General features: G+C 75.5%; 20 protein-coding genes and 1 pseudogene. 13 read left to right on the forward strand and 8 right to left on the reverse strand.

From position 1 onward, the window contains the following. Positions 1-76: 76 nt before the first annotated feature. From AB0F01_RS20790 to AB0F01_RS20800, 3 genes are all read left to right on the forward strand, one after another. A complete protein-coding gene (locus tag AB0F01_RS20790; RefSeq protein WP_362097612.1) occupies positions 77-1,240 on the forward strand; it encodes a YihY/virulence factor BrkB family protein in 1,164 nt (387 codons plus the stop codon). A 254-nt stretch (positions 1,241-1,494) separates the two neighbouring features. After that, a complete protein-coding gene (locus AB0F01_RS20795) occupies positions 1,495-2,472 on the forward strand; it encodes an AraC family transcriptional regulator (RefSeq protein ID WP_362097615.1) in 978 nt (325 codons plus the stop codon). Between the two features lie 295 nt (positions 2,473-2,767). After that, a complete protein-coding gene (locus AB0F01_RS20800; protein WP_362097685.1) occupies positions 2,768-3,463 on the forward strand; it encodes a helix-turn-helix domain-containing protein in 696 nt (231 codons plus the stop codon). A 189-nt stretch (positions 3,464-3,652) separates the two neighbouring features. Here the strand turns inward: AB0F01_RS20800 and AB0F01_RS20805 are convergent, their stop codons facing one another. Then, complete coding sequence (locus AB0F01_RS20805; RefSeq protein ID WP_362097618.1) at positions 3,653-4,060, reverse strand: VOC family protein; 408 nt, start codon at positions 4,058-4,060, stop codon at positions 3,653-3,655. Positions 4,061-4,139: 79 nt separating this feature from the next. Next, positions 4,140-4,679, reverse strand: coding sequence for a CGNR zinc finger domain-containing protein (locus tag AB0F01_RS20810; RefSeq protein WP_362097620.1), 540 nt, complete (start codon positions 4,677-4,679; stop codon positions 4,140-4,142). A gap of 78 nt (positions 4,680-4,757) precedes the next feature. On the opposite strand from AB0F01_RS20810, the gene AB0F01_RS20815 reads away from it, so the two are divergent. Both AB0F01_RS20815 and AB0F01_RS20820 read left to right on the forward strand, forming a co-directional pair. After that, positions 4,758-5,636 (forward strand): alpha/beta hydrolase, encoded by an 879-nt coding sequence (locus AB0F01_RS20815; RefSeq protein WP_362097623.1) that lies wholly within the window; start codon positions 4,758-4,760, stop codon positions 5,634-5,636. 191 nt (positions 5,637-5,827) lie between these two features. Beyond that, positions 5,828-7,378 (forward strand): carboxylesterase family protein, encoded by a 1,551-nt coding sequence (locus AB0F01_RS20820; protein ID WP_362097688.1) that lies wholly within the window; start codon positions 5,828-5,830, stop codon positions 7,376-7,378. A 106-nt stretch (positions 7,379-7,484) separates the two neighbouring features. On the opposite strand, the gene AB0F01_RS20825 is transcribed toward AB0F01_RS20820, so the two are convergent. Both AB0F01_RS20825 and AB0F01_RS20830 read right to left on the reverse strand, forming a co-directional pair. Beyond that, complete coding sequence (locus tag AB0F01_RS20825; RefSeq protein WP_362097626.1) at positions 7,485-8,315, reverse strand: class I SAM-dependent methyltransferase; 831 nt, start codon at positions 8,313-8,315, stop codon at positions 7,485-7,487. 345 nt (positions 8,316-8,660) lie between these two features. Continuing rightward, positions 8,661-9,224 (reverse strand): dihydrofolate reductase family protein, encoded by a 564-nt coding sequence (locus AB0F01_RS20830; protein ID WP_362097629.1) that lies wholly within the window; start codon positions 9,222-9,224, stop codon positions 8,661-8,663. Positions 9,225-9,474: 250 nt separating this feature from the next. Between AB0F01_RS20830 and AB0F01_RS20835 the strand changes: the two genes are divergently transcribed. Continuing rightward, entirely contained in the window at positions 9,475-10,392 is a 918-nt protein-coding gene (locus AB0F01_RS20835; protein WP_362097632.1) for a hypothetical protein, read from the forward strand. A 31-nt stretch (positions 10,393-10,423) separates the two neighbouring features. On the opposite strand, the gene mmuM is transcribed toward AB0F01_RS20835, so the two are convergent. Continuing rightward, on the reverse strand, positions 10,424-11,341 hold the full coding sequence (mmuM, locus tag AB0F01_RS20840; RefSeq protein ID WP_362097635.1) for a homocysteine S-methyltransferase: 918 nt from the start codon (positions 11,339-11,341) through the stop codon (positions 10,424-10,426). A 385-nt stretch (positions 11,342-11,726) separates the two neighbouring features. On the opposite strand from mmuM, the gene AB0F01_RS20845 reads away from it, so the two are divergent. Then, a complete protein-coding gene (locus AB0F01_RS20845) occupies positions 11,727-12,554 on the forward strand; it encodes a class II glutamine amidotransferase (RefSeq protein ID WP_362097638.1) in 828 nt (275 codons plus the stop codon). Between the two features lie 125 nt (positions 12,555-12,679). Here the strand turns inward: AB0F01_RS20845 and AB0F01_RS20850 are convergent, their stop codons facing one another. After that, entirely contained in the window at positions 12,680-13,933 is a 1,254-nt protein-coding gene (locus AB0F01_RS20850; protein ID WP_362097641.1) for an FAD-binding protein, read from the reverse strand. A 155-nt stretch (positions 13,934-14,088) separates the two neighbouring features. Between AB0F01_RS20850 and AB0F01_RS20855 the strand changes: the two genes are divergently transcribed. The 4 genes from AB0F01_RS20855 (at position 14,089) to AB0F01_RS20870 (ending at position 20,393) form a co-directional block, all read left to right on the forward strand. Beyond that, a complete protein-coding gene (locus AB0F01_RS20855; protein WP_362097644.1) occupies positions 14,089-15,408 on the forward strand; it encodes a radical SAM protein in 1,320 nt (439 codons plus the stop codon). Positions 15,409-15,674: 266 nt separating this feature from the next. Continuing rightward, positions 15,675-17,180: a cellulose binding domain-containing protein gene (locus AB0F01_RS20860; protein ID WP_362097647.1), complete on the forward strand. Its 1,506-nt coding sequence runs from the start codon at positions 15,675-15,677 to the stop codon at positions 17,178-17,180. A gap of 508 nt (positions 17,181-17,688) precedes the next feature. Further along, positions 17,689-18,786, forward strand: coding sequence for a ribosome small subunit-dependent GTPase A (gene rsgA / locus AB0F01_RS20865; RefSeq protein ID WP_362097649.1), 1,098 nt, complete (start codon positions 17,689-17,691; stop codon positions 18,784-18,786). A 194-nt stretch (positions 18,787-18,980) separates the two neighbouring features. Then, positions 18,981-20,393 carry an AlkA N-terminal domain-containing protein gene (locus tag AB0F01_RS20870; protein ID WP_362097691.1) on the forward strand — a complete coding sequence of 471 codons (1,413 nt, stop codon included), beginning with the start codon at positions 18,981-18,983 and terminating at the stop codon, positions 20,391-20,393. A gap of 329 nt (positions 20,394-20,722) precedes the next feature. Here the strand turns inward: AB0F01_RS20870 and AB0F01_RS20875 are convergent, their stop codons facing one another. Beyond that, a complete protein-coding gene (locus AB0F01_RS20875; RefSeq protein ID WP_362097652.1) occupies positions 20,723-21,205 on the reverse strand; it encodes a DUF456 domain-containing protein in 483 nt (160 codons plus the stop codon). 187 nt (positions 21,206-21,392) lie between these two features. Between AB0F01_RS20875 and AB0F01_RS20880 the strand changes: the two genes are divergently transcribed. Together AB0F01_RS20880 and AB0F01_RS20885 are read left to right on the forward strand one after the other, a co-directional pair. Beyond that, a complete protein-coding gene (locus tag AB0F01_RS20880; RefSeq protein WP_362097654.1) occupies positions 21,393-23,078 on the forward strand; it encodes a protein phosphatase 2C domain-containing protein in 1,686 nt (561 codons plus the stop codon). A 66-nt stretch (positions 23,079-23,144) separates the two neighbouring features. Next, a complete protein-coding gene (locus tag AB0F01_RS20885) occupies positions 23,145-24,887 on the forward strand; it encodes a pyruvate dehydrogenase (RefSeq protein WP_362097656.1) in 1,743 nt (580 codons plus the stop codon). Between the two features lie 21 nt (positions 24,888-24,908). On the opposite strand, the pseudogene AB0F01_RS20890 reads toward AB0F01_RS20885, so the two are convergent. Continuing rightward, a pseudogene (locus AB0F01_RS20890) lies at positions 24,909-25,700 on the reverse strand (transcriptional regulator); the annotation flags it as partial.

A 25,700-nucleotide genomic window follows, 5' to 3' on the forward strand; every position in this document is an offset into this window, starting at 1 on the left:
GCCGCCGGAACGGACCGGTGCCGGACGAATCCGCCGGTGGGTGAGTGCGACCAGGCGCGACGGATACCGTTAGCACGTGCAGCCAGCAAGAGACACCACCGACGAGCCGTCCGGTCGCCTCCACAGGGCCAGGGCCCTCTACCGGAACGTATCCAAACGCAGGACCGCGTGGCTGCTGCTCAAGGACACGGTCAACTCGTGCATGGAGTACCGCATCCTGGGCCTGGCCGCCGAGGCCGCGTTCTTCACGCTGCTGTCGGTGCCCCCGCTGCTGCTCAGCATGATCGGGCTGCTCGGTTACGTCGACACCTGGACCGGCGCCGACACCATCGCCAGCCTGCGCAGCAACCTCCTCGACGCCTCCCGCACGGTGCTGTCCGACCGCGGTGTGGAGCAGATCGCCCAGCCCATCCTGGACGACGTGATGAAAGGAGGCCGCCCCGACGTCATCTCCATAGGCTTCCTGTTCGCCCTGTGGTCCGGCTCGCGCGCGGTGAACGTCTTCATCGACACCATCACCGTCATGTACGGCCTCGACGGCGTCCGCGGCATCGTCAAAACCCGCCTGCTGGCCTTCCTGCTGTTCCTGGTCGCCCTGCTGATCGGCTCCGTCGCCCTGCCCCTCATGGTGGCCGGACCGGACGCCGTGGTGCGCATCGTGCCCTGGTCGACCACCGTGGTGCAGGTCCTGTACTGGCCCGTCGTCATCCTGCTGTCGGTCGCCTTCCTCACCACGCTCTACCACGTGTCCGTACCCGTGCGGTCGCCCTGGATCGAGGACGTGCCGGGCGCGCTGGTCGCCCTCGCCATGTGGGTCCTCGGCAGCTTCCTGCTGCGCCTCTACCTGAGCAACACCGTCGAGGGACCCACCATCTACGGCTCCCTCGCGGCGCCCGTCGCCGTGCTGCTGTGGATCGGTGTGTCCGCGTTCGCGGTCCTGGTCGGGGCCGCCGTCAACGCCGCCATCGACCGGGTCTGGCCGGCCGCCGCCACGGCCGCCGCCCGCGAGGCCAACGAGCGGATGCGCCAGGCGCAGGTCGCCGAGTACGTCGCCCGCACCACGGTCACCGCCGACGACGGCGAGGCCGACCCCGACATGCCCTCCGAGTTCCCCGAACGCTGGTCCCGCTTCCTCCCCCCGGAGGACGTCACCGCCCGGCTGCGCACCCACGCCAAGTCCGGCCACCCCCCGAAGCACGGAACCGACACGGACGACGACGACACCCGGCCCGACCGCTGAGCCGGACCCCGGCGCCGGGGCGGTCGGGCGGGGGGCACGGAGTAGGTCGCCCCTGCGATCCGGCGCGGGGTCGGGCGGAACGGGTGGCGTGGGTCGCCCGTGCGATCCGGCGCGGCCGGTCAGGGGCCGTCCTGCCGCCCCTCCGGCCCCCGGGCCCGGGGGATGCGCGGCGGCTCCGAGGTACGCGGAGAGGTACGCGGGCCGGCCGGCAGCTCCCGCGTCCGTGGGCCTGCCCGCGCGTCTACGCTGACCGCATGGACGTCCTCACCGGTCTGCTGGAAGGTCCGCGCGCCCGCGGGGCGTTCCTGATCAGGGCCTGTTTCGACCCGCCCTGGGCCGTCCGGATCGAGGACCGTGCCCCGCTCACCGTGATGCTCGTGGTGCGCGGTGACGCCTGGATCGTGCCGGACCGCGGCCCACGGCTGCGCCTCCGCCCCGGCGACCTCGCCCTCGCCCGCGGTCCCGCCCCGTACACCTGCGGCGACGACCCGGGCACCGCGCCGCAGGCGCTGATCCTGCCCGGCGGCGAGTGCCACCACCCCGACGGACGCCCCCTCAACGGCGTCATGGACCTCGGCGTCCGCACCTGGGGCGACCGGACCGACGGCGCCACCGTCATGCTCATCGGCACCTACGGGCGGCGCGGCGAACTCGGCGGCCGTCTCCTCGACGCTCTCCCGCCGCTGCTCTCCCTCACCGCCGACGCCTGGGACTGCCCGCTCACCCCGCTCCTCGCGCAGGAGATCGTGCGCGACCGCCCCGGCCAGGAGGTCGTCCTCGACCGGCTTCTCGATCTCCTGGTCATCGCCGCCCTGCGGGCCTGGTTCGACCGCCCCGGGGCGGAGCCCCCCGCCTGGTACGCGGCCCTGGGGGACCCGGTCGTCGGCCCGGCGCTGCGCCTGCTCCAGAACGATCCCGCCCGCCCCTGGACGGTCGCCGACCTGGCCGCGAAGGCCGGGGTCTCCCGCGCCTCCCTCGCCCGCCGCTTCACCGCCCGCGTCGGTGAACCCCCGATGGCCTACCTCACCGGCTTCCGCCTGGCCCTGGCCGCGGACCGGCTCCGCGACACCGACGACACCCTCGGCGCCATCGCCCGCCGGGTCGGCTACGGCAGCGCGTTCGCGCTCTCGGCCGCCTTCAAACGCGCCTACGGCGTCAGCCCCCAGGACTGGCGCACGGCGCGGGACGGACCGGAGGATGCCGGACACCCCCGGTCCGCCGGGCTTCGGTGAGGGCTGCGCGGGGCGGTACGGCTCCGGGCGGGCGGTGCAACGGAGATCCGGCACGCCGCTAGGGGGTGCCCGGGCGCGGGCGGGTACCGGAGGGCAGGGCCGGCCCACGGGGCTTCCGTGGGGCGGGCGCCCGCGCGGGTCGGTGTGGCGGGGCCCGGCGACCTCCCCGGCCCGGGCGTGCTTGATGCGTGCCCGGTGCGTGTCAGGGGCTGCCGGGGACGTTCCGGCCACCGGAACCGGCAGGTCCGGCGCCTGGTTGGCGCGTAAGGTGAACGGCGAGTGGGAGGTGGCGCACGTGTACCGCGAACGGGCGTCGCGGCTGCCGGGGGCGGTCGTGTGGCGCAACACCCTCTCCGGCGACGAGGGCAGCGGCCGGGTCCTGCCCGACGGCTGCATGGACCTGCTCTGGCACGAAGGGCGCCTGCTGGTCGCCGGCCCCGACACCCGCGCCCACCTCACCGCCGGCGGGCCCAGCACGTGGACCGGCATCCGCCTCCGGCCCGGCACCGCTCCCGCCCTGCTCGGCGTCCCCGCCCACGAGCTGCGCGACCGGCGCGTCGACCTCGCCGACCTCCGCGGCGCCGCCGAGACCCGCCGGCACACCGCCCGCCTGCGCGCCGCCCCCGACCCCGTGACCGGCCTGGAGGACCTGACCCTGCGCCTGGCGGCGGCCACCGACCCGCCCGACCCGGTACTGCGGTCCCTGGCCGCAGCCCTCGGCGCGGGTCGGCCGGTCGGCGCGGTGGCCGACGAACTCGGCGTCTCGGCCCGCCAGCTGCACCGCCGGTCGCTCGTGGCGTTCGGCTACGGCCCCAAGACCCTCGCCCGCATCCTCCGCCTGCACCGCGCCCTCGCCCTGGCCCGCGCCGGCACCCCGGCGGCCGAGACCGCCGCCCGCACCGGCTACGCCGACCAGGCCCACCTGTCGCGTGACGTACGGGCGTTGACGGGTCTGCCGCTGCGGGAACTGCTGGGCGGGGGCGGTCGATAGACGGGCGGGGGCAGCACAGGTGGCGACCCGCCGGCGTCGCCGAGCCCGCGTGCCGGGCCGTGGCACCCATGCCTGCCGGTGCGTGCGCCGAGCCCTCCGCAGCGCCCGGGGCTCCTCGAGCCTCCCGTTCCACTCGATTCGGGGTGGACACCGGCGCCCTGAGACAGCGCGATGCCCCACGGGTCGCCCCTACGCCGCCCCGCCGCCCTGGGACGGTGCGAAGAGGTCGACCCCGTTGCCGTCCGGGTCCTGCACCACGGCGTACCGCTGGCCCCAGACCGCGTCCCACGGCTTCAGTTCCCCGTGGTACCCCTCGGCGACCAGTTCCCCGTAGAGCGCGTCCACCTCGTCGGGGCTGTCGCACCGCAGCGCCAGCGAGGCCCGGCCGCCCCCGGAGGGGGCCTGCCACTCGGGGTGGAAGGAACGGACCACCTCCTCCGTGTCCAGCAACAACCGCAGGCCGCCCGGCAGTTCCGCCTCCGCGTGCCCCTGCTCCGCGGCCCCTTCGGGGAACGCGAAGCCGAGCCGGCGGTAGAAGGCGACCGAGGCCGCCATGTCCGAGACGACCAGTCCGATGGCATCGAAACGTGCACTCATGGGCCCCACGGTAGGGACGGGGCAGGGACCCGGTCTTGAAGAAATCGGACCCGCTCGCCCGGCCGCCGTGACCGCCGGGCTACTCGGGCCGCGAGGTCTGCCGGACCCGCGCCTGGTGCCGGCGGGCCTTGAGCCGGTTCCCGCAGGTCTTCATGGAGCACCAGCGCGCGGTGTTGGCGCGACTGCGGTCCAGCAGGAACAGACGGCACTCCGGGTTGCCGCAGGGCCGCAGCCGGCCGGGCAGGCGCTCCTTGACGTCCGCCCAGGTGAGGACCAGCTCCACGGCGAGCCCGCGCCCGTCCGGCACCTCCAGCTCCCACTCGACGCCCGAGGAGCCGGCCCGCGGCACCTGGCGGACCCCGGCGAGGACCCGGCGCAGACCGCCCCCGTCCGAGGTGCCCGACTCCACCGCCCGCAGCGCGTCCCGGGCGGTGCGCAGCCACCGCCGTTCCGCGTCGCCGGAGACCTCTCGGCCGTGGTCCCGGGCCCACCGGTCCACATCGTGGTCGTCGCTCCACAGGTCCTGGGGCCGGCCGTCGAGCACCGGGGTGCTGTTCAGCGCCTCCAGCAGGGCCCGCTCGTCCAGCACGCCACCCGCCACCTTTCCGGCTAACTCCATCAACGCGTTTGACAGGTTACTCCACCGGGGGTCTACTGGCAGCAAGGTAACCATCAAAACCTGCCTAAGGGGTTAGTAATGGCCGAGATCCGCCACCAGTACGCCACCGTGCGGGGGCACCGCGTCCTCTACCGCGAGGCGGGGCCCCGGGAAGCCCCCACGCTCGTGCTGCTGCACGGCTTCCCCACCAGCTCGCGCATGTTCCGCCACCTCGTCCCCGCCCTCGCCGACCGCTTCCACGTCATCGCGCCCGACCACCTCGGCTTCGGCCGCTCCGACACCCCGGCCGTGGACGAGTTCACCTACACCTTCGACGCCCTCACGGACGTCACCGAGGCCCTCCTGGCCCAGCTCGGCGTCACCCGCTACGCGATCTACGTCCAGGACTACGGCGCCCCCATCGGCTGGCGGCTCGCCCTGCGCGCCCCGCAGGCGATCACGGCGGTGATCACCCAGAACGGCAACGCCTACGAGGACGGCTTCGTACCGGACTTCTGGAAGCCGGTCTGGGCGTACGCCGAGGACCCGGGCCCCGCCACCGAGCCCGCCGTCCGGGCCGCCCTCTCGCTGGACGCCATCCGGTGGCAGTACCTGCACGGTGTGGACCGGCCCGAACGCGTCGACCCCGACACCTGGACCGCCGACCACCGGGACGTCAACCGCCCGGGCAACGACCTCGCCCAGCTGGCCCTGTTCCGCGACTACGCCTCCAACCGGCCGCTCTACCCCCGGGTGCACGCCTGGTTCCGGGAGCGCCGGGTCCCGCTCCTCGCGGTCTGGGGCGCGGGGGACGAGATCTTCGGCCCGGACGGGGCGCGCGCCTTCGCGCGGGACCTCCCGGACGCGGAGATCCGCCTGGTCCGCGGGGGCGGCCACTTCCTGCTGGAGAGCCACCTGGACACCGTGGCCGGCCACCTGCGCGGATTCCTCACGACCGCCACCGCGTCACCGGCGTGAGCGGGCCGGGGGAGGGGCGGGCCGCGCGGCGGCGCCCCTCCCCGCCGGCCCGTCCTCCGTGCGCCGGCGCCGCGCGGGCCGACCCGGGGCGCCCTCCCGGCGGACGGAATACCGCGTGCGAGGAGAGTGCTCTTGTGTTACCGGTGGGTTCAGCGGCGCGCGTGAGCGCGGCGCGGAAGGGCTGGTGGCAGATGACGGCAGACCAGGCGCATCCCGTGACCGCCACACCCCACGGTGCCGTCCGCGGCCGGTGGGAGCGCGGCGTCGCCGTGTACCGGGGCATCCCGTACGCGGCGCCCCCGTTCGGTCCGCGCCGGTTCCGCCCGCCCGTTCCGCCCGAGCCGTGGGACGGGGTGCGCGACGCCGGGGCGTTCGGGCCGACGGCCCCGAAGCCGCCGTACTCCGAGGCGTTCGCGCAGTACCTCTCCGACCCGTTCGTGGCGGGCGACGGCTGCCTCAACCTCAACGTGTGGACCCCGGACCCGTCCCCGCACGCCCGCCTCCCCGTCCTGGTCTGGCTGCACGGCGGGGCCCTCACCCGGGGCTCCTCCGCCGTCCCCGTGTACGACGGGCACGCCTTCGCCCGGGACGGCGTGGTGTGCGTATCGGTCAACTACCGCCTGGGCGTGGAGGGTTACGGCCTCTTCCCGGACGCCCCCGCCAACCCGGGGCTGCACGACCAGCTGGCGGCCCTGCGGTGGGTGCACACGGCGATCGGGGCGTTCGGCGGTGACCCCGGCCGTGTCACCCTGGCCGGGCAGTCCGCCGGGGCGATCAGCACGGGCGTCCTCCTCGCCGCACCGCAGACCCGGGGCCTGGTCCGGCGGGCGATCCTGCAGAGCGGGCCGCCCGAGACGTCCGACCGGGACAAGGTGCGGCGGATGGTGCGCCGCATGGCGGGCCGCCTGAAGGTGCCCGCCACGGCGGAGGCGTTCGCCGCGGTGGACCCGGCCCGCCTGCTCCGCGCCCAGGCCGAGGCCGGCCGCCTCAGCAGCCCGGTGCTCGGCGGCCCCGCCTTCGGCGTCGTCGTGGACGGTGACCTCGTCCCGGGCGATCCCCTCGACGCGCTCACCGACGGGGGCGCCGCCCGCGGGGTGGACCTCCTCATGGGCTGGACACGCGACGAGTACCGTCTGTGGCTGGTCCCCGGCGGCCTGGTGGACCGCGTCGACCGTCTCGGCCCGGTCGCCCTCGCGGGCGCGATGGCCCGCTGCCGCTGCGGCGGCGAGGTGCCCCGCGGCTACCGCGAGCTGCTCCCCGGTGCCGGTACCGCGGAGATCGTCGGCCAGATGGTCACCGACCGCCTGCTGCGCGTGCCGCTGCACCGTCTCGCCGACGGCCGGACGGACCCCAGCTTCGTCTACGAGTTCGCCTGGCCGTCCGGCCTGCCCGGCATGGGAGCCTGCCACGCCCTGGAACTGGGCTTCGTCTTCGACACCGGTGACCGGCCCGAGGCGCGGAAGCTCGCCGGGGACGACGCTCCCGCTGACCTCGCCGACGCGATGCACGGGGCCTGGGTCCGCTTCGTCACCGACGGCACCCCCGGCTGGCCCCGCTGGGACGCCGACCACCCCGTCCACGTCTTCGGCGACGGCCCCCCGCGCACCGTCCACGGCCCCCGCGACCGGGAACTCGCCCTGTGGGCCTCCTCCGGCGACACGCCCCCCGCTCCCGCCGAGTCGCCCGAACTGCGCCGCGTGATCGGCCGGTTGCGGCGCATCGGCGTGCCGCGGCGCACCTGACGCCCGCCCGGCCACGACGTCCCCGGCGGCAACAACCGGGAGGCCGCGCCGCCGCTGCCGCCGCCGGCCGGAGGAGCACGGACCGGACGGAGGCCCGCGACGGCCCTCAGCCCACGGGGGCGAGGGTGAGGTAGGCCAGTCCCATGACCTCGCGGTAACTCCGCAGCCAGCGGGAACGCTGCCGGTCGACGCGCTCGCGGGTCTCCTCGGCCAGCGGATGACCGGGGTGCGCGGCCAGCCACTCCTCCACGTCGGACCGGTAGGCGGACTCGAAGTCCTCCCACTCGCCGGTGCTCGCCGTCTCGATCCACACCGGCCGGAACCCCGAAGCGACGGCGAGGTCCACGAGCCCGGTGAGGTCGGGGAGTTCGCCGACGGTGGCACCCGGCCACATCGCCGACAGCTCTCCGGGAGCGGGCGGACGGTGCCAGAAGCCCTCGCCGAGGACGACCCTGCCGCCCGGGGCCACTAGGCGGCGCAGGGCCCGCAGGGCGGCGCCGATGTGCCCGGGCGGCGGGGCGTCGCTGAGGGCGTGGGAGGCGCCCAGGCAGAGGACGAGGTCGGCAGGGCCGCGGGTGGTGTCCCGCGCGGATTCCCGCAGGAAGCGGACCCGTCCGGCGAGTCCCCGGGCCTCGGCTGCCGCGCGCCCGCGGGCCAGGTCCTCCGCGTCGACATCGATGCCGACGCCGGTCGACCCGGGTGACGCCTCCAGGAGGCGAAGCATGAACTCCCCCCAGCCGCAGCCGATGTCCAGCACGGTCCCCGGGGCGACCGGGGTGTCTGGGGCGACCGGGGTCTCCGGGATGTCCGGGGCGACTCCGGCACCCGGGGCGGTTTGCGCGGTCAGGCGGCCGATCATCCGGGCTGCCCGGTCCTCGGAGAGGGGCCCGTGGAAGGTGAGCCGGGTGTGCCGGGGCGGAGCGGAGGTGTCGTCCATGGACGCGAACTGTAGGGACGCGCGGGCGCCCGGCGACACCGGTTTTCCCGGCCGCACCGCCCGCCGGGTCGTGCCGACACCAGCCGGTCCCCGGCCGTACCCCATGACCCCCCCCGGCCGCGCACCCGGCAGCCCTGGCCACCCGGGCCACCACGCCGAAGCCGGCCACCGCTCCGAACCCCTCGGCAGTCCGGACCCGGCGGCGTTCCAAGCCCGGCCGTCCGTTCCGGGCCTGGCCGTCCGTTCCCGACCCGGCCGTCCGTTCCGATCCTGGCCACCGCCCCGAGCCCGTCGGCAGCCCGGGCGGCTGCCCCGTCGGCGGCGTCGGGGTCCGGGCGGCCTGCGCTACCGCCGCACGCGGTAGCGCAGGAGCACGAACTTCGAGCCGAACGGGCGGGTCTCGACCAGGTCGAGGTCCACCCGGCGCTCGTCCCGGGCGAAGTAGGGGAGGCCCCCGCCGACCAGGACCGGGTACACCATGACCCGGTACTCGTCGATCAGTCCCGCGGCGGCGGCCTCCGCGGCGAGCGTCGCGCCGCCGATGGCGATCTCTCCCTCGCCCGGTTCGGCCCGCAGCCGTTCGATCTCCTCCGCCACGGTGCCGGTGGCCAGGCGGGCACGGCCCCGGACGTCCGACAGCGTGGTGGAGAACACCACCTTGGGGAGCGGGTTCCACAGATCGACCCACTCGCGCTGGGCGGCGTCGAGCGACGGGTCCTCGGCCGCGGTCTCCCAGTACAGCATCGTCTCGTACAGGTTCCGGCCCAGCAGGTGGACGCCGACGGTGCGGAGGTCGTCGATCCAGAAGCGGAAGACCTCCTCGTCCGGTTCCGACCAGTCGAAGCCGCCGTCCGGTCCGGCGATGTAGCCGTCCAGGGAGACGTTCATGGAGTAGGTCACGTCGCGCATGGGGAATCCTCCTCGGTTCCGGGTCCGACCCTATGACCGCGGGGCGCCCCCGAACTCATCGCCACACGACCGTCCCGCCGGGCAGGCGTCCCCCGGAGGGAGGGCGCCGATCGGGCCTGCCGCGCACGCGCCGGAGGGGCCGGCCGGCGGGTGCGACCGCCCGCGCACCGCCGAGGAGGTACCGGGAGCCCTCGTGAAGCCGCCGGACAGGGCAGGTGCATGATGAATCCGGCGACAACAGGGGGCGGTAATGGCACAGTCGACTTTGCCACGCGACAGGACGGCACCGGCGGGCGCCGAGGGGGTCGGCGGAGGGGGCTGGATCTCCGCCTGGCTGACGGGGGCCGTGGCGCTGGTGGCGGAGGGCACGCTGGCCCTGATCGTCTTCGTGATCGTGGCCCTCCAGGGGGAGGACGCCCACTTCGCCGGGGCGGGGGCGCCCCTCGGATGGATCCTCGGAGCCGTGCTCGGCGTGGTGGCCGGCGCACTGGCGGGGCTGACCGGCTCGGCGGCGGTGGTCCTGCCGGTGCTCCGGCTCTCCCGCCGGTCCGCCCGCCGGGCCGGCCGGACGGACACGGCGCTGTGGTGCCTGGCCGTGTGCGCGGTGCTCGCCGTGGTGACCGGGGCGGTCGCCGGCGCGGTGGGGGCGGTCCGTGGCGGCGACGTGGCCCGGCTGCTGCTCGTGGCCCCGGTGGTCTTCCTCGTCCTGACCCCGGCCGTGCTGTGCGCGCGGGCCGCGACCGTCGCGCGCGGCACCGGTGCCCGGGTCGCGGTGCCCGTGATCGTCGGCGCGGCGGGCGGGGCGGTGGCGGCCGTCACCCTCACGGCCGGCGTGGTGGCGTACGCGACCGGAACGCTGGAGCTGTACGAGCCGCCCGGGCTCACCGAGGAGCAACTCGTCGGCACCTGGACGGACGACCGGGGAGGCACGCTGACCCTCCGGGCGGACGGCACGGCGGTGGCCGACGGCCTTGGGGCGGAGGAACGGTGCAGTGCGTCCGGCACCTGGGACCGCACGGAGCGGGGGTCCGAACCGGAGGTCCGGCTGCACGGCGACGGCTGCCTGGAGGAGAGCTACGCGTTCAGCGGTACGGCCGAACATCCCAGCCTGTACCGCCTGTTCGGCGACGTGGAGGCGCCCGACCGGTACGTCCTGCGGCGCGACTGACCGGTGCACGGCACGGCGGTGCGGCGCTACGTCAGCCGCGGCCCACCGCCGCCGCCACGTCCGCTATGGCCTCCGGACCCACCCGGCAGCACCCCCCGATCAGGCGGGCACCGGCCTCCCGCCAGCCGGCGACCCGGCTCGCGGTGAACGTCGGGCGGCCCGTCCAGGCGCGGGCGGTGGCGTCCCAGGTCTCACCGCTGTTGGGGTAGACGACGACGGGCTTGTCCGTGACGCGGGCGGCGAGGGCGACGGCGTGATCGGCGTCCTCGGGGGTGCAGCAGTTGACGCCGACGGCGATCACCTCGTCGGCGTCCGCGGCCAGCGCGAAGGCGTCCTCCAGCGGCTGGCCGGCCCGGGTGCGGCCGCCGGCGGCGGAGTAGGACAGCCAGGCCGGCACGCCCAGACCGGGCAGGACGGCCAGGAGGGCCGCCGCCTCGTCGATGTCGGGGACGGTCTCCAGGGCGAGGACGTCGGGGCGGGACGCCGCCAGGACCTCCATCCGGGGCCGGTGGAAGCGTTCCAGCTCCGCCACGGTCAGGCCGTAGCGGCCCCGGTACTCGGAGCCGTCGGCGAGCATCGCGCCATAGGGGCCGACCGAGGCGGCGACGTACAGGGGACGGGCGGTGACGGCGCGCTGGACGGCGTCGCGGGCCGCCTCCACGCTCACGGCGAGCAGTCCGGCGGCGCGGCGGCGGTCGATGCCCTGCCGGGCGAAACCCTCGAACGTGGCCTGGTAGCTGGCGGTGATCGCCACGTCGGCGCCCGCTTCGAAGTACGCGAGGTGGGCGTCGGCGACGGCCTCGGGGGCGTCGGCCAGCAGCCGGGCCGACCACAGCGCGTCGCCCAGGTCGTGCCCGGCCGCCGCGAGCTGGTTGGACAGACCACCGTCGAGCACCAGTGTGCCGCCCGCGAGGGCGTCGGCCAGGTTCGGTGCGGGCGAGGGCTGCATACGACCGACGGTAGCCGGACCGCCGCGACCCCGGCCACCGACGACCGGGCGGGACGGGCCGGGCGGGCCGGCCGGCCCCGGGCGCGGGGAGCGCGCGGCGCGCGGTCGGCCGGCCCGTCCGGTCCGAGGCTGCGAACGGTCCGACAGCCGTGGTGGGCCCGGCAGCCCTGAGGACGCGCGGGGACGTCCGTTCCCACGGGCGGGTCCGGGACGTCCCCGCGGGTACTCGGGGCGTCGGCGCGACGGGCGACCCGTGGGGCCCCGAACGAGTGGAACGGAGACGAGGGCGGGGAGGAAGGCGGGGACGAAGGCGGCGGGGACGGCGACCCGCGGCACCCCGAACGGCGTGATGCGGACGTGAAGCGACACGAGAGGACCCTGTGCGATGTGCCGATGGCTCGCCTACTCGGGAACCCCGATCCTGCTCGACAGCATCCTGTACCGGCCCGCCCACTCGCTGATCGACCAGAGCCTGCACTCCCGGATGGGGATGGAGACCACCAACGGCGACGGCTTCGGCGTCGGCTGGTACGGGGAGGACAACGGCACCCCGGCCGTACTCCGGGAGATCGGCCCGGCCTGGAGCAACCGGAACCTGCGCGAGATCGCCGGCCACGTCCGCTCACACCTGTTCTTCGCCCACATCCGGGCCTCGACCGGTTCCGCGGTGCAGCAGACCAACTGCCACCCGTTCCGCCACGGCCCCTGGATGTGGATGCACAACGGCGCGATCGAGGGGTTCGACCGGATCCGGCGCGACCTGCTGATGGCCGTGGACCCCGCACTCTTCCCGCACATCGAGGGCTCCACGGACTCCGAGACGTTGTTCTACCTGGCGCTCACCCTGGGCCTGGAGGAGGACCCGCCGGCCGCCGTCGCCCGGATGGCCGGCCTGGTGGAACGCACGGGCAGGGCGCACGGCATCGAGGACCCCTTGCAGATGACGGTCGCCGTGACCGACGGTGAGAGCCTGTGGGCGTTCCGTTACTCGAGCATGTGGAAGTCCCGGTCCCTCTTCTACAGCACCCGTGTGGAGACCCTGCGCTCGCTCCACCCCGACCTGGAGTTCCTGCGGGGCGTGGCCGAGGGCACCCGCCTGATCGTCTCCGAGCCCCTCGGCGACATGCCGGGAGCCTGGAACGCCGTCCCCGAGAGCACCTACGGGGTGGTGCGGCCGGGCGGCGACGAGATGCACTCGTTCGCGCCCGCGTGAGGCCGCCACCCTTCGGCCGGATGCCGAGTTCGGGCGAGAGCCGGAGCCGGAGCCGGAGCCGGAGCCCGTCCCCGAGCCGCCCCGCCCCCGCCCCCGGGATCGCGTCCGAGCCCGCGTACCGCGCCTCACGCCCCCAGCAGTGCGTCCGTGAAGGCGTTGCGGAAGACCCCCGCCCCGTCCAGGTCGGCGGCCAGGGCGCGGAAGTCCGCCAGCCGGGGGTAGCGGTCGGCCAGCTCCGCGCCCGGGACGGTGAACACCTTCCCCCAGTGCGGCCGGGGCGCGAAGGGCGCCAAAGCCTCCTCCACCCGCCCCACCACCGGCAGCACCGCCCCGGCCTCGGCGATCCAGGTGAAGTGGAAGGCCACCGAGTCCCGGCCGTGGGCCGGGCTGAGCCACTGCTCGTCCGCGGCGACGGTGCGGATCTCGCAGGTCTGCAGGACGGGGGCGATCGTCGCCCGGATCGCGTCGAGCGCGTGCAGCGCCTCGACGGCGTGGCCGCGCGGCACCAGGTACTCCGACTGGAGTTCCTCCCCGCTGCTCGGGGTGAACTCCGCCCGGAAGTGCGGCAGCCGCTCGTGCCACGGCCCCGGCACCCCGAACTGCTCGGTGCAGTTCACGGCGGGCATGCCCGGCACCGGGTGCATCTTCTCCGTCGCGGGTTCCGCCCACGGGAACGGCGGCAGCGGCCGGTCGGTACGGCGCTTGAGCCACACCTGCCGGAAGCCGGGCGCCCGCCAGTCGGTGAACAGGCTCACGCTGTACGCCGACGCCATCACCCGCTCGAACGTCTCCGGGTCGAGCACGTCGAGCGGCAGCTCGGTGAAGACGTGCTGCTCCACCTCGTAGGCCGGTTCCAGGTCCAGGGTGAGCGCGGTGACGACGCCCAGGGCGCCGAGCGAGGTGACCACGGCGCCGAACCGTGCGTCCCGCCGGCCGATCCGCAGCAGGTCACCGGCCGCCGTGACCAGCTCCACCTCCCGCACCGCCGAGGCCAGCGGGCCGTTCGTCACCCCGGAACCGTGCGTGCCGGTCGCCACCGACCCGGCGACGGAGATGTGCGGCAGCGACGCCATGTTCGGCAGGGCCAGGCCGTGCGCGTGCACCTCGCGGGCCAGCTCGGCGTAGCGCACCCCGCCGCCGGCCACCACGGTGCGCGCGCCGGGGTCTACCTCGATCCGCCGGGGCATGGCGTCCAGGGACAGCAGCACCCCGCCCTCGCCCGGGTCGGCGATCCGGTTGAAGGAGTGCCCGCTGCCCAGCACCCGCACCCGCGAGCCGCCCCGCACCAGCGCCCGCAGTTCCTCCGGGCCGCGCGGGCGCCGCAGCTCCGCGCCGGTGTAGGTGATGTTGCCCGCCCAGTTGGTGACGCTCCCGGCCATGACCTGCCCTCCCTGACGTGAGGGACGCGGAAAGTCCCCCGCCGGAAGGTATCCCGGGGAGTGGGCCGCGCCACGTCGGGGGACCCGGCACCACGGTTCCCCGAGCGGGGGCATACCGTGAGGAGTCGTACGTCGAAGCCGGGAGGAGACACGGGATGGGCAGCCGGACCGCGCTGGTCGAGGATCTGATGGAGCGGTTCCCGCACGTGCCGCGGGAAGCCGTCTTCAAGGAGGACCTGCTGCGGGGCGGTGTGGCCTTCGACCCCTCCGCCCTCAGCGACAACGAGGACGGCGAGGTCAAGCCGAAGTCGTACTTCATCTTCTCCTTCGACCACGGCACCCTGCCGGAGCTGGGCGAGGCCGCCCTCCGGCGCCCGCCGGAGGAGATCATCCTCACCGGCGGCCCCTACGACCTGCGCCGCACGGTGGTGTCGGTGCGGGTGAACCCGGCCTCCCCCTACCGGGTGGCCGCCGACCAGCACGGCGTGCTGGGCCTCTACCTCGACGGCAGGCGGATCTCCGACGTCGGGGTGCCGCCCATGCCCGAGTACTACCGGCACACCCTGTCCAACGGGAAGTCGGTCATGGAGGTGGCGCCCACCATCCAGTGGGGCTACCTGATCTACCTCACGGTCTTCCGGGTCTGCCAGTACTTCGGCGCCAAGGAGGAGTGCCAGTACTGCGACATCAACCACAACTGGCGCCAGCACAAGGCCGCCGGCCGGCCCTACACCGGCGTGAAGGACGTCGAGGAGGTCCTGGAGGCGCTGGAGATCATCGACCGGTACGACACGGCGAAGGCGTCCACCGCCTACACCCTCACCGGCGGGGCGATCACCAGGACCGTCGCCGGCCGTGACGAGGCCGACTTCTACGGCCACTACGCCAAGGCCATCGAGGAGCGCTTCCCCGGCCGCTGGATCGGCAAGGTCGTCGCCCAGGCGCTGCCCAGGGACGACGTGCAGCGCTTCAAGGACTACGGCGTGCAGATCTACCACCCCAACTACGAGGTGTGGGACGAGTACCTGTTCAAGATGTACTGCCCGGGCAAGGAGCGCTACGTCGGCCGCGACGAGTGGCACCGGCGCATCCTGGACTCCGCGGACGTCTTCGGGGCGCGCAACGTCATCCCCAACTTCGTGGCGGGCGTGGAGATGTCCCAGCCGTTCGGCTTCACCACCGTCGACGAGGCCATCGCGTCCACCACCGAGGGCCTGCGCTTCTTCATGTCGCACGGCATCACGCCCCGCTTCACCACCTGGTGCCCGGAGCCGACGACCCCGCTCGGCAAGGCCAACCCGCAGGGCGCGCCGCTGGAGTACCACATCCGGCTGCTGGAGGCCTACCGCGCCACCATGGACGACTTCGGCCTCGCCTCGCCCCCCGGCTACGGTCCGCCCGGCCCCGGCCGCGCGGTCTTCTCCGTGAGCTCCTTCATGGACAGCCTGCCCGCGCAGGAGCCCGTCGAGGCCTGACAGCCCGGCCCGCGGGCCGACGGACGACAGTCGAGGCCTGACAGCCCCGCCCGCGGGCCGACGGACGACATTCGGGAAGGCCGGAACCGAGACGTTCCGGCCTTCCTTGCGTATGGTCCCGGCGAGGGGTGCGGCGACCGGCGGAAGTGAAGACGGCGCTTGTCAGTTGCGGCGAGGACGTGAAAAGGTCGTCGTCTGCCGCGAGGCATCCCTCAACTCGTCCGCCCGTGGGGCGAGTTGACCTCGTTCGTGGATGCAGGAGACCCATGCCCGACGTGCCGAGCCCCCAGGACGTCAGTGAGACGGCCCTGTTCTCCGAGTGCTGGGACGCGGTGCTCTCCTACGCCGACCTGTGCACGGCCGGCACGGACGCGGGCGCGGAACTCGCCCGGGAGGCCTTCGCGGACGGCATACGCGACCTGCGCGCCGCCGAGGCGGCGACCGTCCGCGGCGCCGTCCGCCGCGCGACCCGGCTGCCCCGGATCCCGCTGCTGCTGACCGCCGTCCGCACCGCGGTGACCCGCTGGGAGGCCGACGGCCGCCGCCACAAGCTCGACCCGGACCTGCGGCTGTGGCTCCACTCCGACCGCGCCGCCCGCTACACCGGCCCCCCGCTGGAGCGCCCCGTCGCCCTGCGCGGACTGCGCGACCTCCCCCCGGCCGACGCCGAACTGCTGTGGCTCGCCGAGGTGGAGTCCCTGCCGCTGCCGGTGGTGGCCCGCCGCCTCCGCCTCGACCCGGGCACCGCGCACGACGAACTCGACCAGGTGCGACGGCAGTTCCGGGACCGGTGCCACCGCAACCACCTCGACTCCCCGATGGACGCCCGGTGCCGCAGCTACGCCCGGCTCCTCGACGCCGTCACCCGCTCGCCCGCCGCCGACACCCCCGACGACCTCTCCCGCCACCTCGCCACCTGCGTGCGGTGCGCCGAGGCCGCCGCCTGCCTGCGGCTGGACGACGGCGGGCTGCCCGGCGCCCTGGCCGCCGGCGTGATCGGCTGGGGCGGACCGGCCTACCTGGAGCGGCGCCGCCGGGCCGCCGACGCACGTCTCGGCACCGGGCACACCGGCCCGGCCGCCGCCCCCTCGGGCGACCCCACCGAGGGCGGTCCGCGCGTCGCCCGCAACAGCCTGCTCGCCGCCGCCGTCCTGGTCTCCCTGCTGGCGCTCGCCGCCTCGCTGATGCCGTTCGGTGGCGGCGACGGCGGCGTGGCCCGCGCCGACGACGCCCGCCGCCCGGCCGCCGGCCCCGGGGTGTCCCTGCCGCCGCCGCCCGACACCCCGTCCGGCACCGCGCCGGCGGCCGGTACGGCGCCCGCCCCCTCCGCCCCGGGCCCGTCCGCGGACCGGACCACGGCGCCGGTGCCGGAGCGCGAGGACCCCGACCCCGAGCCGCAGGGCACCTCCTCCGGCACCGCGGGCCCGCCGCCGCCCGCAGCGAGCAGCGACGGGCCCGCCGCCTGCCGCGTCGCCTACGACCTGGTCAACCAGTGGCCCGACGGCTTCCAGGCCACCCTCACCGTCACCACCCGGCAGGCCCTGGACGCCTGGCGGGTCGCCTTCTCCTTCCGCGACGGCCAGCGGGTCCGCCAGATGTGGGACGCCACCCACGACCAGAAGGGCGCGCGGGTCACGGCCACCGCCGCCTCCTACAACGGCGACGTCCCCGCGAACGGCCGGATCGCCTTCGGCTTCATCGCCTCCTGGGACGGCACCAACACGCCGCCGCACGACATCACCCTCAACGGCCGCCCCTGCACGCCCGCCTGACCCGCCCGCGCGCCGGCCGCTGCGGGGACCGGGACGGGAGACGGTGACGGGAGACGGCGGCGGGAAACGGTGACGGGAAACGGCGAAGGGAAGCGGCGAGGGGGTGGTGACGGGTCGCGTTGACGGGAAACGGCGAGGGGGTGTGGTGACGGGTCGCGGGGACGGGAAGCGGTGACGGGTTCGGCGGGTGGAAACGGCGGCCGGGCGCGGTGACGGGACGGGAGCGGAAAAGGAGTTGACGTGCCGGGAGGGCCGCCGACTAGTCTGACCGGCAGATCCACGGTGGCCCCGCGCCGCCGTACCGGAGCGCCGCCCCGCGGCGCGGAACGAGCGAGGAGGTGTCGACCGATGGCTGCGATCGTCATGGACGTCGTCCGTACTCAGCACTCCGTCAAGTCCACCTCCGTGGCCGCCGGCTGATCCACGACCTTCCTTCCGCCCTCCCGGGTGTGCGCGAGCACGCCCGCCCGGGCGCCGCCGGGGCCGCTCCTTGTGAAGGGTCATCCCCTTGAGTTCGCTCTCTCTTCCCTCCGGCTCCGCGCTGACTCCCTACGGCTGGGACGACGCCTGGGCCGGGACCTTCGCCCCGCACGCCACCGCGGGCCTGCTGCCCGGACGCGTGGTCCGGGTCGACCGCGGCCAGTGCGACGTGGTCACCGACGACGGCACCGTGCGCGCCGACACCGCCTTCGTCACGCCCCACGACCCGCTGGAGGTCGTGTGCACCGGTGACTGGGTCGCCGTCGAGCCGGCGGGCAGCCCGCGCTACGTACGGGCCGTGCTGCCGCGCCGTACCGCCTTCGTACGGTCCACCTCCTCCAAGCGGTCCGAGGGACAGATCCTCGCCGCCAACGTCGACCACGCCGTGGTCGCCGTCTCGCTCGCGGCCGAGCTCGACCTGGCCCGCGTCGAACGGTTCCTCGCCCTCGCCTGGGAGTCCGGCGCCCGGCCCGTGGTCGTGCTGACCAAGGCCGACCTGGTCCCGGACGCGGTGACCCGCGCGCACCTGGTCCAGGACGTCGAGACCAGTGCGCCCGGCGTGCCGGTGATCACCGTCAGCGCCCACGACGGTGACGGCCTCGACGTCCTCACCGCCGTGGCCGCCGGCGGCACGTCCGTGCTGCTGGGGCAGTCCGGCGCGGGCAAGTCCACCCTCGCCAACGCCCTCCTCGGCGCGGACGTGATGGACGTGCGGACCGTCCGGGACGTCGACGGCAAGGGCCGGCACACCACGACCACCCGCAACCTGCTGGTCCTGCCCGGCGGGGGTGTCCTCATCGACACCCCCGGCCTGCGGGGCGTCGGCCTGTGGGACGCCACCGACGGCGTCGGCCAGGTGTTCTCCGAGATCCGGGAACTCGCCGAGGGCTGCCGGTTCCAGGACTGCTCCCACGACCGGGAGCCCGACTGCGCCGTCCTCGCCGCGATCGAGGACGGCGCCCTCGCGCAGCGCCGCCTGGACAGCTACCGCAAGCTGCAGCGGGAGAACCGGCGCATGGTCGCCCAGAAGGACGCCCGGCTGCGCGCGGAGATCCGCAAGCAGTGGAAGCGCCAGGACGCCCAGGCCCGGGAGGCGATGGAGATCAAGCGGGGCCGCTGGGCGTAGTCCGGTGGCCGGGGGGCCGGTCCGGGACGCCGACGGCGCCCGCGCCCGGCCTTCCGGCCCGTTCCCGCGCCCGGCCTTCCGGCCCGTCCGCACGACCGGCCGGGTGGGTGTGCCGTCCGCCCACCCGGGGGTCGGGCTGCATGTCCGATTCCCGCCAGCAGGGCCCGTCGCGCGGGCGCAGACTGGACGGTGTGATGGACGACGACAGCAGGTACCAGGCGGTGTGCGGCCGGGACGGACGGTTCGACGGGGTGTTCTTCTTCGCCGTCCGGACGACCGGGATCTACTGCCGTCCCAGCTGCCCCGCGGTGACGCCCAAACGGGCCAACGTGCGGTTCTTCGCCACGGCCGCCGCGGCCCAGGGGGCCGGGTTCCGGGCCTGCCGGCGGTGCCGTCCGGACGCCGTGCCGGGCTCCGCCGAATGGAACGTCCGGGCCGACGTGGTCGGCCGCGCCATGCGGCTGATCGCCGACGGCGTGGTCGACCGCGAAGGCGTCACCGGGCTCGCCGCCCGGCTCGGCTACAGCGCCCGCCAGGTGCAGCGCCAGCTCACCGGCGAGGTCGGCGCCGGACCGGTCGCCCTCGCCCGCGCCCAGCGCGCCCACACCGCCCGGGTCCTGCTGCAGACCACCGACCTGCCGGTGACCTCCGTGGCCTTCGCGTCCGGCTTCGCCAGCGTCCGGCAGTTCAACGACACCGTCCGCGCCGTCTACGCCGCCACCCCCAGCGCCCTGCGGGCCGCGGCCCCCGGCGGCGGCCGGACCTCCCGCCGCACGGCCGCGCCCGCCGCCGGCATCCCCCTGCGGCTCGCCCACCGTGGCCCCTACCCGGCCGAACCCGTCTTCGACCTGCTGGAACGCGAGGCCGTCCCCGGCGTCGAGGACGTCCATGGCCCGCGAGGAGCCCGCACCTACCGCCGCACCCTGCGCCTCCCGTACGGCATCGGCATCGCCGCGGTGCGGGAGCGGCCCGGAGCCGCCCCGGGAGGGCGGGGTGCCCGGCCGGGCGGCTGGCTGGACGCCCGCCTCCACCTCACCGACCCCCGGGACCTCACCACCGCCGTGCAGCGGCTGCGGCGCCTGTTCGACCTGGACGCCGACCCCTACGCCGTCGACGCCCGGCTCGGCACCGACCCCCGGCTCGCCCCGCTGGTCGCCGCGCGCCCCGGGCTGCGCTCGCCGGGAGCCGCCGACCCGGAGGAGTGCGCGGTGCGCGCCCTGGTGGGGCGCGACCGGGCCGCCCTGCTGGTCCGGCGGTACGGCAAGGCGCTGGACGCCCCCTGCGGGACCCTCACCCACCTGTTCCCCGAGCCCGCCGTGCTCGCCGGGGCCGAACCGGGCGGGGCCCTGGGCGCCCTCGCCGGGGCGCTCGCCGACGGCACCCTGCGACTGGATCCCGGCGCCGACCGGGACGCCGCCGAGACGGCCCTGCGCGCCCTGCCCGGCCTGGACGACCGCACGGTCGCCGTGATCCGCACCCGGGCTCTCGGCGACCCCGACGTGGCACCGCCAGCCGCCGGCGTGCCCGACGCCTGGCGGCCCTGGCGCTCGTACGCCCTGCGCCACCTGGAGGCGGCGGGGGAGACGGCCCTCACCCGCGTGGCGTGAGCCAGCCCTCACCCGCCGGCGTGAGCCGGCCCCGCGCGGCCGGACCTCCGCGCGGGGTGCTCCCGGCCTCAGCGTGCGGCTGCCGCCGGTCTCCGCCGAGGGGGCGCAAACGGTCGTCGTGCGAGGGTTCCGGGCCGGGCGTCCGTGCGAGGGTGCGGGGCCGGGCGTCCGTGCGGGGTGTGGCCCGGCCTCCGGGGGAGGGTGCCGCCGGTCTCCGTGCGGGGGCGCGGCCGGTCTCTGCGTGGGGCGCGCCCGGGCATCCGCGGGGTGCCCCGCCGATCTCCGTCCAGGGGCCGCGAACGGTCCTCGTGCGGGGCCGCGGTCACGGGTCAGCCCCAGAACACCGCGCCGATCCAGGCGGCCGTGATCAGCTGGCAGGTGAACAGTTCCGCGAGCAGGCTGGAGCCGCCCGAGCGCAGGGCCGTGCGGACCGCCGCCACCGCGTCGCCGTGCCGGCCCAGGAGCAGCCGTTCGTAGAGGTAGATGCCGCCGAGGAAGCCCGGGACCGCGCCGAGCACGGGCAGCAGCACGAAGCCGAGGAACGAGCCGATGCCCGCGTACGCGATCATGCGGGCGTCGGTGCCGTGCGCGCGCAACCGGCGCGGGGGGAGGGCCCAGCGCACCACCTGGGACAGGAACAGCAGGACGGTCGCGCCCACCAGCACCCACCAGGCGACCGGCCGCGGGTCCTTCAGCGCCCACCAGGCGACCCCGGCCCACACGAGCCACGATCCGGGGACCCCGGGCACCAGCACTCCGCACAGGCCGAACAGGATCACCAGTCCGGCCAGCAGGAGGTCCCATGCTCCCATCCGTCCAGGGTGCAGGAGGGCGGGGGACGCCGCAGTCCGGCCGGACCGGCCCGGCGGTCCACCACACCCTCCCCGTGTCGCACGCTTGTCCCACCCTTCACCCGACCCGGCTCCCGATGGGCACGGCGGGCGTGGATTTTGCGGATGCCCCGTTTTCATCCCGCCCGAGCGGTGGACAATCGGGAGCATGAGCCAGCAGGGGGGAAGGCCCACCGGTCACGAGGACGACTGGTGGCGGCAGTTGTACGACGACTCCACCGGCGACACCGGGCCCGCGCCCGCCCGCGACTCGCTGGACGACCGCTTCGCCTCGGCGTCCGGCACGGTGCGGGACGGCGGGCGGGACGGCCCGGCGGCAGAAGACACACCCCCCGCCGCCGTCCCGCCCCCACGCCCGGAGCCGGACCAACCCCCCGGCCCCGCGGCCTCCGGCCCGGTGGCCTCCGGCTCAGCGCCGACCCCCGACTCCCCGTCTTCCGGCCGCCCCGGCCGCCCCGGCCGCCCCGGGCGGGCCGGCTCCGCGCCGCTCCACGGCTCTCCGCCCTCCCGGGGCGCCACGCCGCCCCGCGCGCCCTGGGAACCGCCACCAGCGGCCCCGCCGGGACCGGTCACCTTCCCGTCCGCGGCGGCCCCCGGACCGCCCTGGACCCCTCCCGCCCCGGCCGGCGCCCCTCCGCCCCCTCCGCCCCCACCGCCCCCGGCCTCCTCCGCGCCGACACCGCCCGCCGCGCCGCCCCCGGCTCCCCCGAGCACGCCCGGCACCACCCCGCCCCCGGACCACGCGCCCCCGGCCGCCCCGCCCCGGCGGCCCGCAGCCCCCGGGGACGCTCCGGAACCCGCCCCGGAGTACGCCCCGGCCGGCACCACCGCCACCGCCCCCGCGCCCCCGCCGGTCCGCGGCTACGTCGGCACCCGGCCGCCCACCTACGACGCCGAGCCCACCGCCCTGCCGTCGGCCGAGCCCGACGCCCTCGACGACCTGGTCCCCGACACCGTGCTGGACGGTGCCCGCTACGGCGCCTGCACCCTGCGAGCCGCCTCGGTGCGCGGCGACTCCGCCCGCTACCGGGGCGAACCCCGCCGGGACGCCCTGCTCACCGCCCGCTTCGGCAGCGGTGAGCGCGCCCTGGTGCTCGTCGCCGTCGCGACCGGCACGCGGACCGCGCCCCGGGCGCACCGGGCCGCCGACGAGGTCTGCCGGTGGATCGGCCGCGCCGTCGGCCGCAGCCACGCCCGCCTCGTCGACGACATCCGGGCCGCCCGCCGCGGTGACCTCAAGTCCGGGCTGAACCGGCTGACCGACCGCAGCCTGGGCCGGCTCCGCGCCCACGCCGTCGAACAGGGACTCGAACCGGACGCGTACGCGGCCAGCCTGCGCTGCCTGCTGCTCACCGGCGACCCCGAGTGCCGCACCCGCGTCTTCTTCGGCGTCGGCCCCGGCGGGCTGTTCCGGCTGCGGGACGGGGAGTGGCAGGACATCGAGCCCCGGGTGAGCGACGTCCGGGGCGAGCCCGTCGTCGGCTTCGGCTCCCCGCCCTCCGAGACCCCCGAGGGCGACCGGCTCACCCTGGACCTCGGCCTCCCGGCGCCCCCGAGCCCGTACGAGCCCGCGCCCACGCTCGTCGACCGCCCGGAGCCGCCCCGCGAACCCTTCCGTTTCCGCACCTCCGTAGCCCGGCCGGGTGACACGCTCCTGATGTGCAGCGCGGGCCTCGCCGATCCGATGCGCGGCGAGGAGGAACTGCGCGCCCACCTCGCGGGCCGGTGGTCACGTCCCGGGCCGCCGGGCCTGGCGGCGTTCCTCGCCGACACCCAGGTGCGGGTCAAGGGGTACGCCGACGACCGTACGGCGGCCGCCGTGTGGGAGGCGTGAGGGTGGCCGGTGTGCCTTGATGGAAACCGGAGGGTCCACCCGGACACGAAGGGGCACACGAGAGCCATGGCCAAACAGAACGTCGCGGAACAGTTCGTCGACATCCTGACCCGCGCGGGAGTCAAGCGCCTCTACGGCGTTGTCGGCGACAGCCTCAACCCCGTCGTGGACGCCGTGCGCCGCAGCCCCGCCATCGACTGGATCCATGTCCGGCACGAGGAGACCGCGGCCTTCGCCGCGGGTGCGGAGGCCCAGGTCTCCGGTCGGCTGGGCGCCTGCGCGGGCTCCTGCGGACCCGGCAACCTCCACCTCATCAACGGCCTGTACGACGCCCACCGGTCCATGGCGCCGGTGCTCGCCCTCGCCTCGCACATCCCGTCGAGCGAGATCGGCCTGAGCTTCTTCCAGGAGACCCACCCGGACCGGCTGTTCAGCGAGTGCAGCCACTACAGCGAGATGATCTCCAGCCCGCAGCAGATGCCCCGGCTGCTGCAGACCGCCATCCAGCACGCCATCGGCCGCTCCGGCGTCAGCGTCGTCACCCTGCCGGGCGACATCGCCGACGAGCCCGCCCCCGAGCAGACCGTGGAGACCGCGCTGGTCACCTCCCGGCCGACGGTCCGGCCCGGCGACGCGGAGATCGACCGCCTGGTCGACCTGATCGACGGCGCCGAGAAGATCACCCTGTTCTGCGGCGCCGGCACCAGGGGCGCGCACGCCGAGGTCATGGAGTTCGCCCAGAAGATCAAGTCGCCGGTCGGGCACGCCCTGCGCGGCAAGGAGTGGATCCAGTACGACAACCCGTTCGACGTGGGCATGAGCGGCCTGCTCGGCTACGGCGCCGCCTACGAGGCCACCCACGAGTGCGACCTGCTGATCCTGCTCGGCACCGACTTCCCGTACAACGCCTTCCTCCCCGACGACGTGCGGATCGTGCAGGTGGACGTGCGGCCCGAGGTGCTCGGCCGGCGCTCCAAGCTGGACCTCGCGGTGTGGGGCGACGTGCGGGAGACGCTGCGCTGCCTGACGCCCCGTGTACGGGCCAAGGACAACCGCAAGTTCCTCGACCGGATGCTCAAGAAGCACGCCGACGCGCTCGAGGGCGTGGTCAAGGCGTACACGCGGAAGGTCGACAAGCACGTCCCGATCCACCCCGAGTACGTGGCCTCCGTCCTCGACGAGATCGCCGACGACGACGCGGTGTTCACCGTGGACACCGGCATGTGCAACGTCTGGGCCGCCCGCTACATCTCGCCCAACGCCCGCCGGAGGGTGATCGGTTCGTTCTCCCACGGCTCGATGGCGAACGCCCTGCCGATGGCCATCGGAGCCCAGTTCACCGACCGGGGACGGCAGGTCGTCTCGATGTCGGGCGACGGCGGTTTCAGCATGCTCATGGGCGACTTCCTCACCCTGGTCCAGTACGACCTTCCGGTGAAGGTCGTCCTGTTCAACAACTCCTCCCTGAGCATGGTCGAGTTGGAGATGCTGGTCGCCGGACTGCCCTCGCACGGCACCGGCATGACCAACCCCGACTTCGCCGCCGTGGCCCGCGCCTGTGGTGCCCACGGGGTGCGCGTGGAGAAGCCCAAGGACCTCGCCGGTGCGCTCAGGTCGGCGTTCCGGCACAAGGGTCCGGCGCTCGTCGACGTCGTCACCGACCCCAACGCGCTCTCCATCCCGCCGAAGATCAGCAAGGAGATGGTGACCGGGTTCGCCCTGTCCGCCTCCAAGATGGTGCTGGACGGCGGCGTCGGCCGGATGGTGCAGATGGCCCGGTCCAACCTGCGCAACGTCCCCCGCCCCTGACGGAACGTCCCGCCGGGCGCGTCACCCGGACCGCGGCACCCAGCGGCGCCCGGAGGTGTCGTACGCGTAGTGCGACAGCCCCTGGACGCCGCTGGTGCGGAACGGCCGGCCGCGGTCGTCCACCCGGACGGTGCCGCTGCGGCCCTGCGAGGACCAGTCCAGCTCCAGGTACCAGCGGCAGTCGCAGCCGCCGGTGCGGGCGGTGACCCGCAGCACCTCCGGGTCCGTCGCCGAGACCCGGTAGGGCAGGCGCACCGCGGGGATCGGCGTACCCGCGTCGTTCCCGGCGACCGGGCGGGCCAGCGGGCGGTCCTTGTCCAGGTCGACCGCGAAGTACCGAGGGGTGAGCGCGCCGCCGCACCCCTCGTCCACGGCGTAGGCGTTGCCCCGCGCGGGGGCGCCACGTCCGACCACGCGCACGCGCAGCGCCGTCAGGACGACGGCGGTGTCCGAGGTGCCCTGCACGGACAGTTCGACGATCGTCTCGCCCCCGTGCACGGCCCGCTGGGCCCTCGCCCAGGCCCCGGCGTCCTGCGGCGCCGGGGGCGGGGGCACCCGTTCCGGAGGGGCGTCGACGACGTAGTCGTGGCCGCAGCCGTGCGCCCACACCTGGTCGTCGACGGTCCAGGTCAGCGGCGGGCCGTCGGGGGCGGTGGCCCGCGCCGGGCCGGTCGCCGCGGGGGAGGAGTCCCGGCGCGTCCCGGGGGAGGGGGACGCGGCGCCGTCCGCACCGGCCGGCGCGCCCGGGCGTACCTCGACCGCCCGATCTGATACGCCGTCAGGAAGCGTGCCGGCAGGAGCGTCCGGAGTGAG

It is taken from the genome of Streptomyces sp. NPDC029526, assembly GCF_040637405.1.
Taxonomy (GTDB): domain Bacteria; phylum Actinomycetota; class Actinomycetes; order Streptomycetales; family Streptomycetaceae; genus Streptomyces.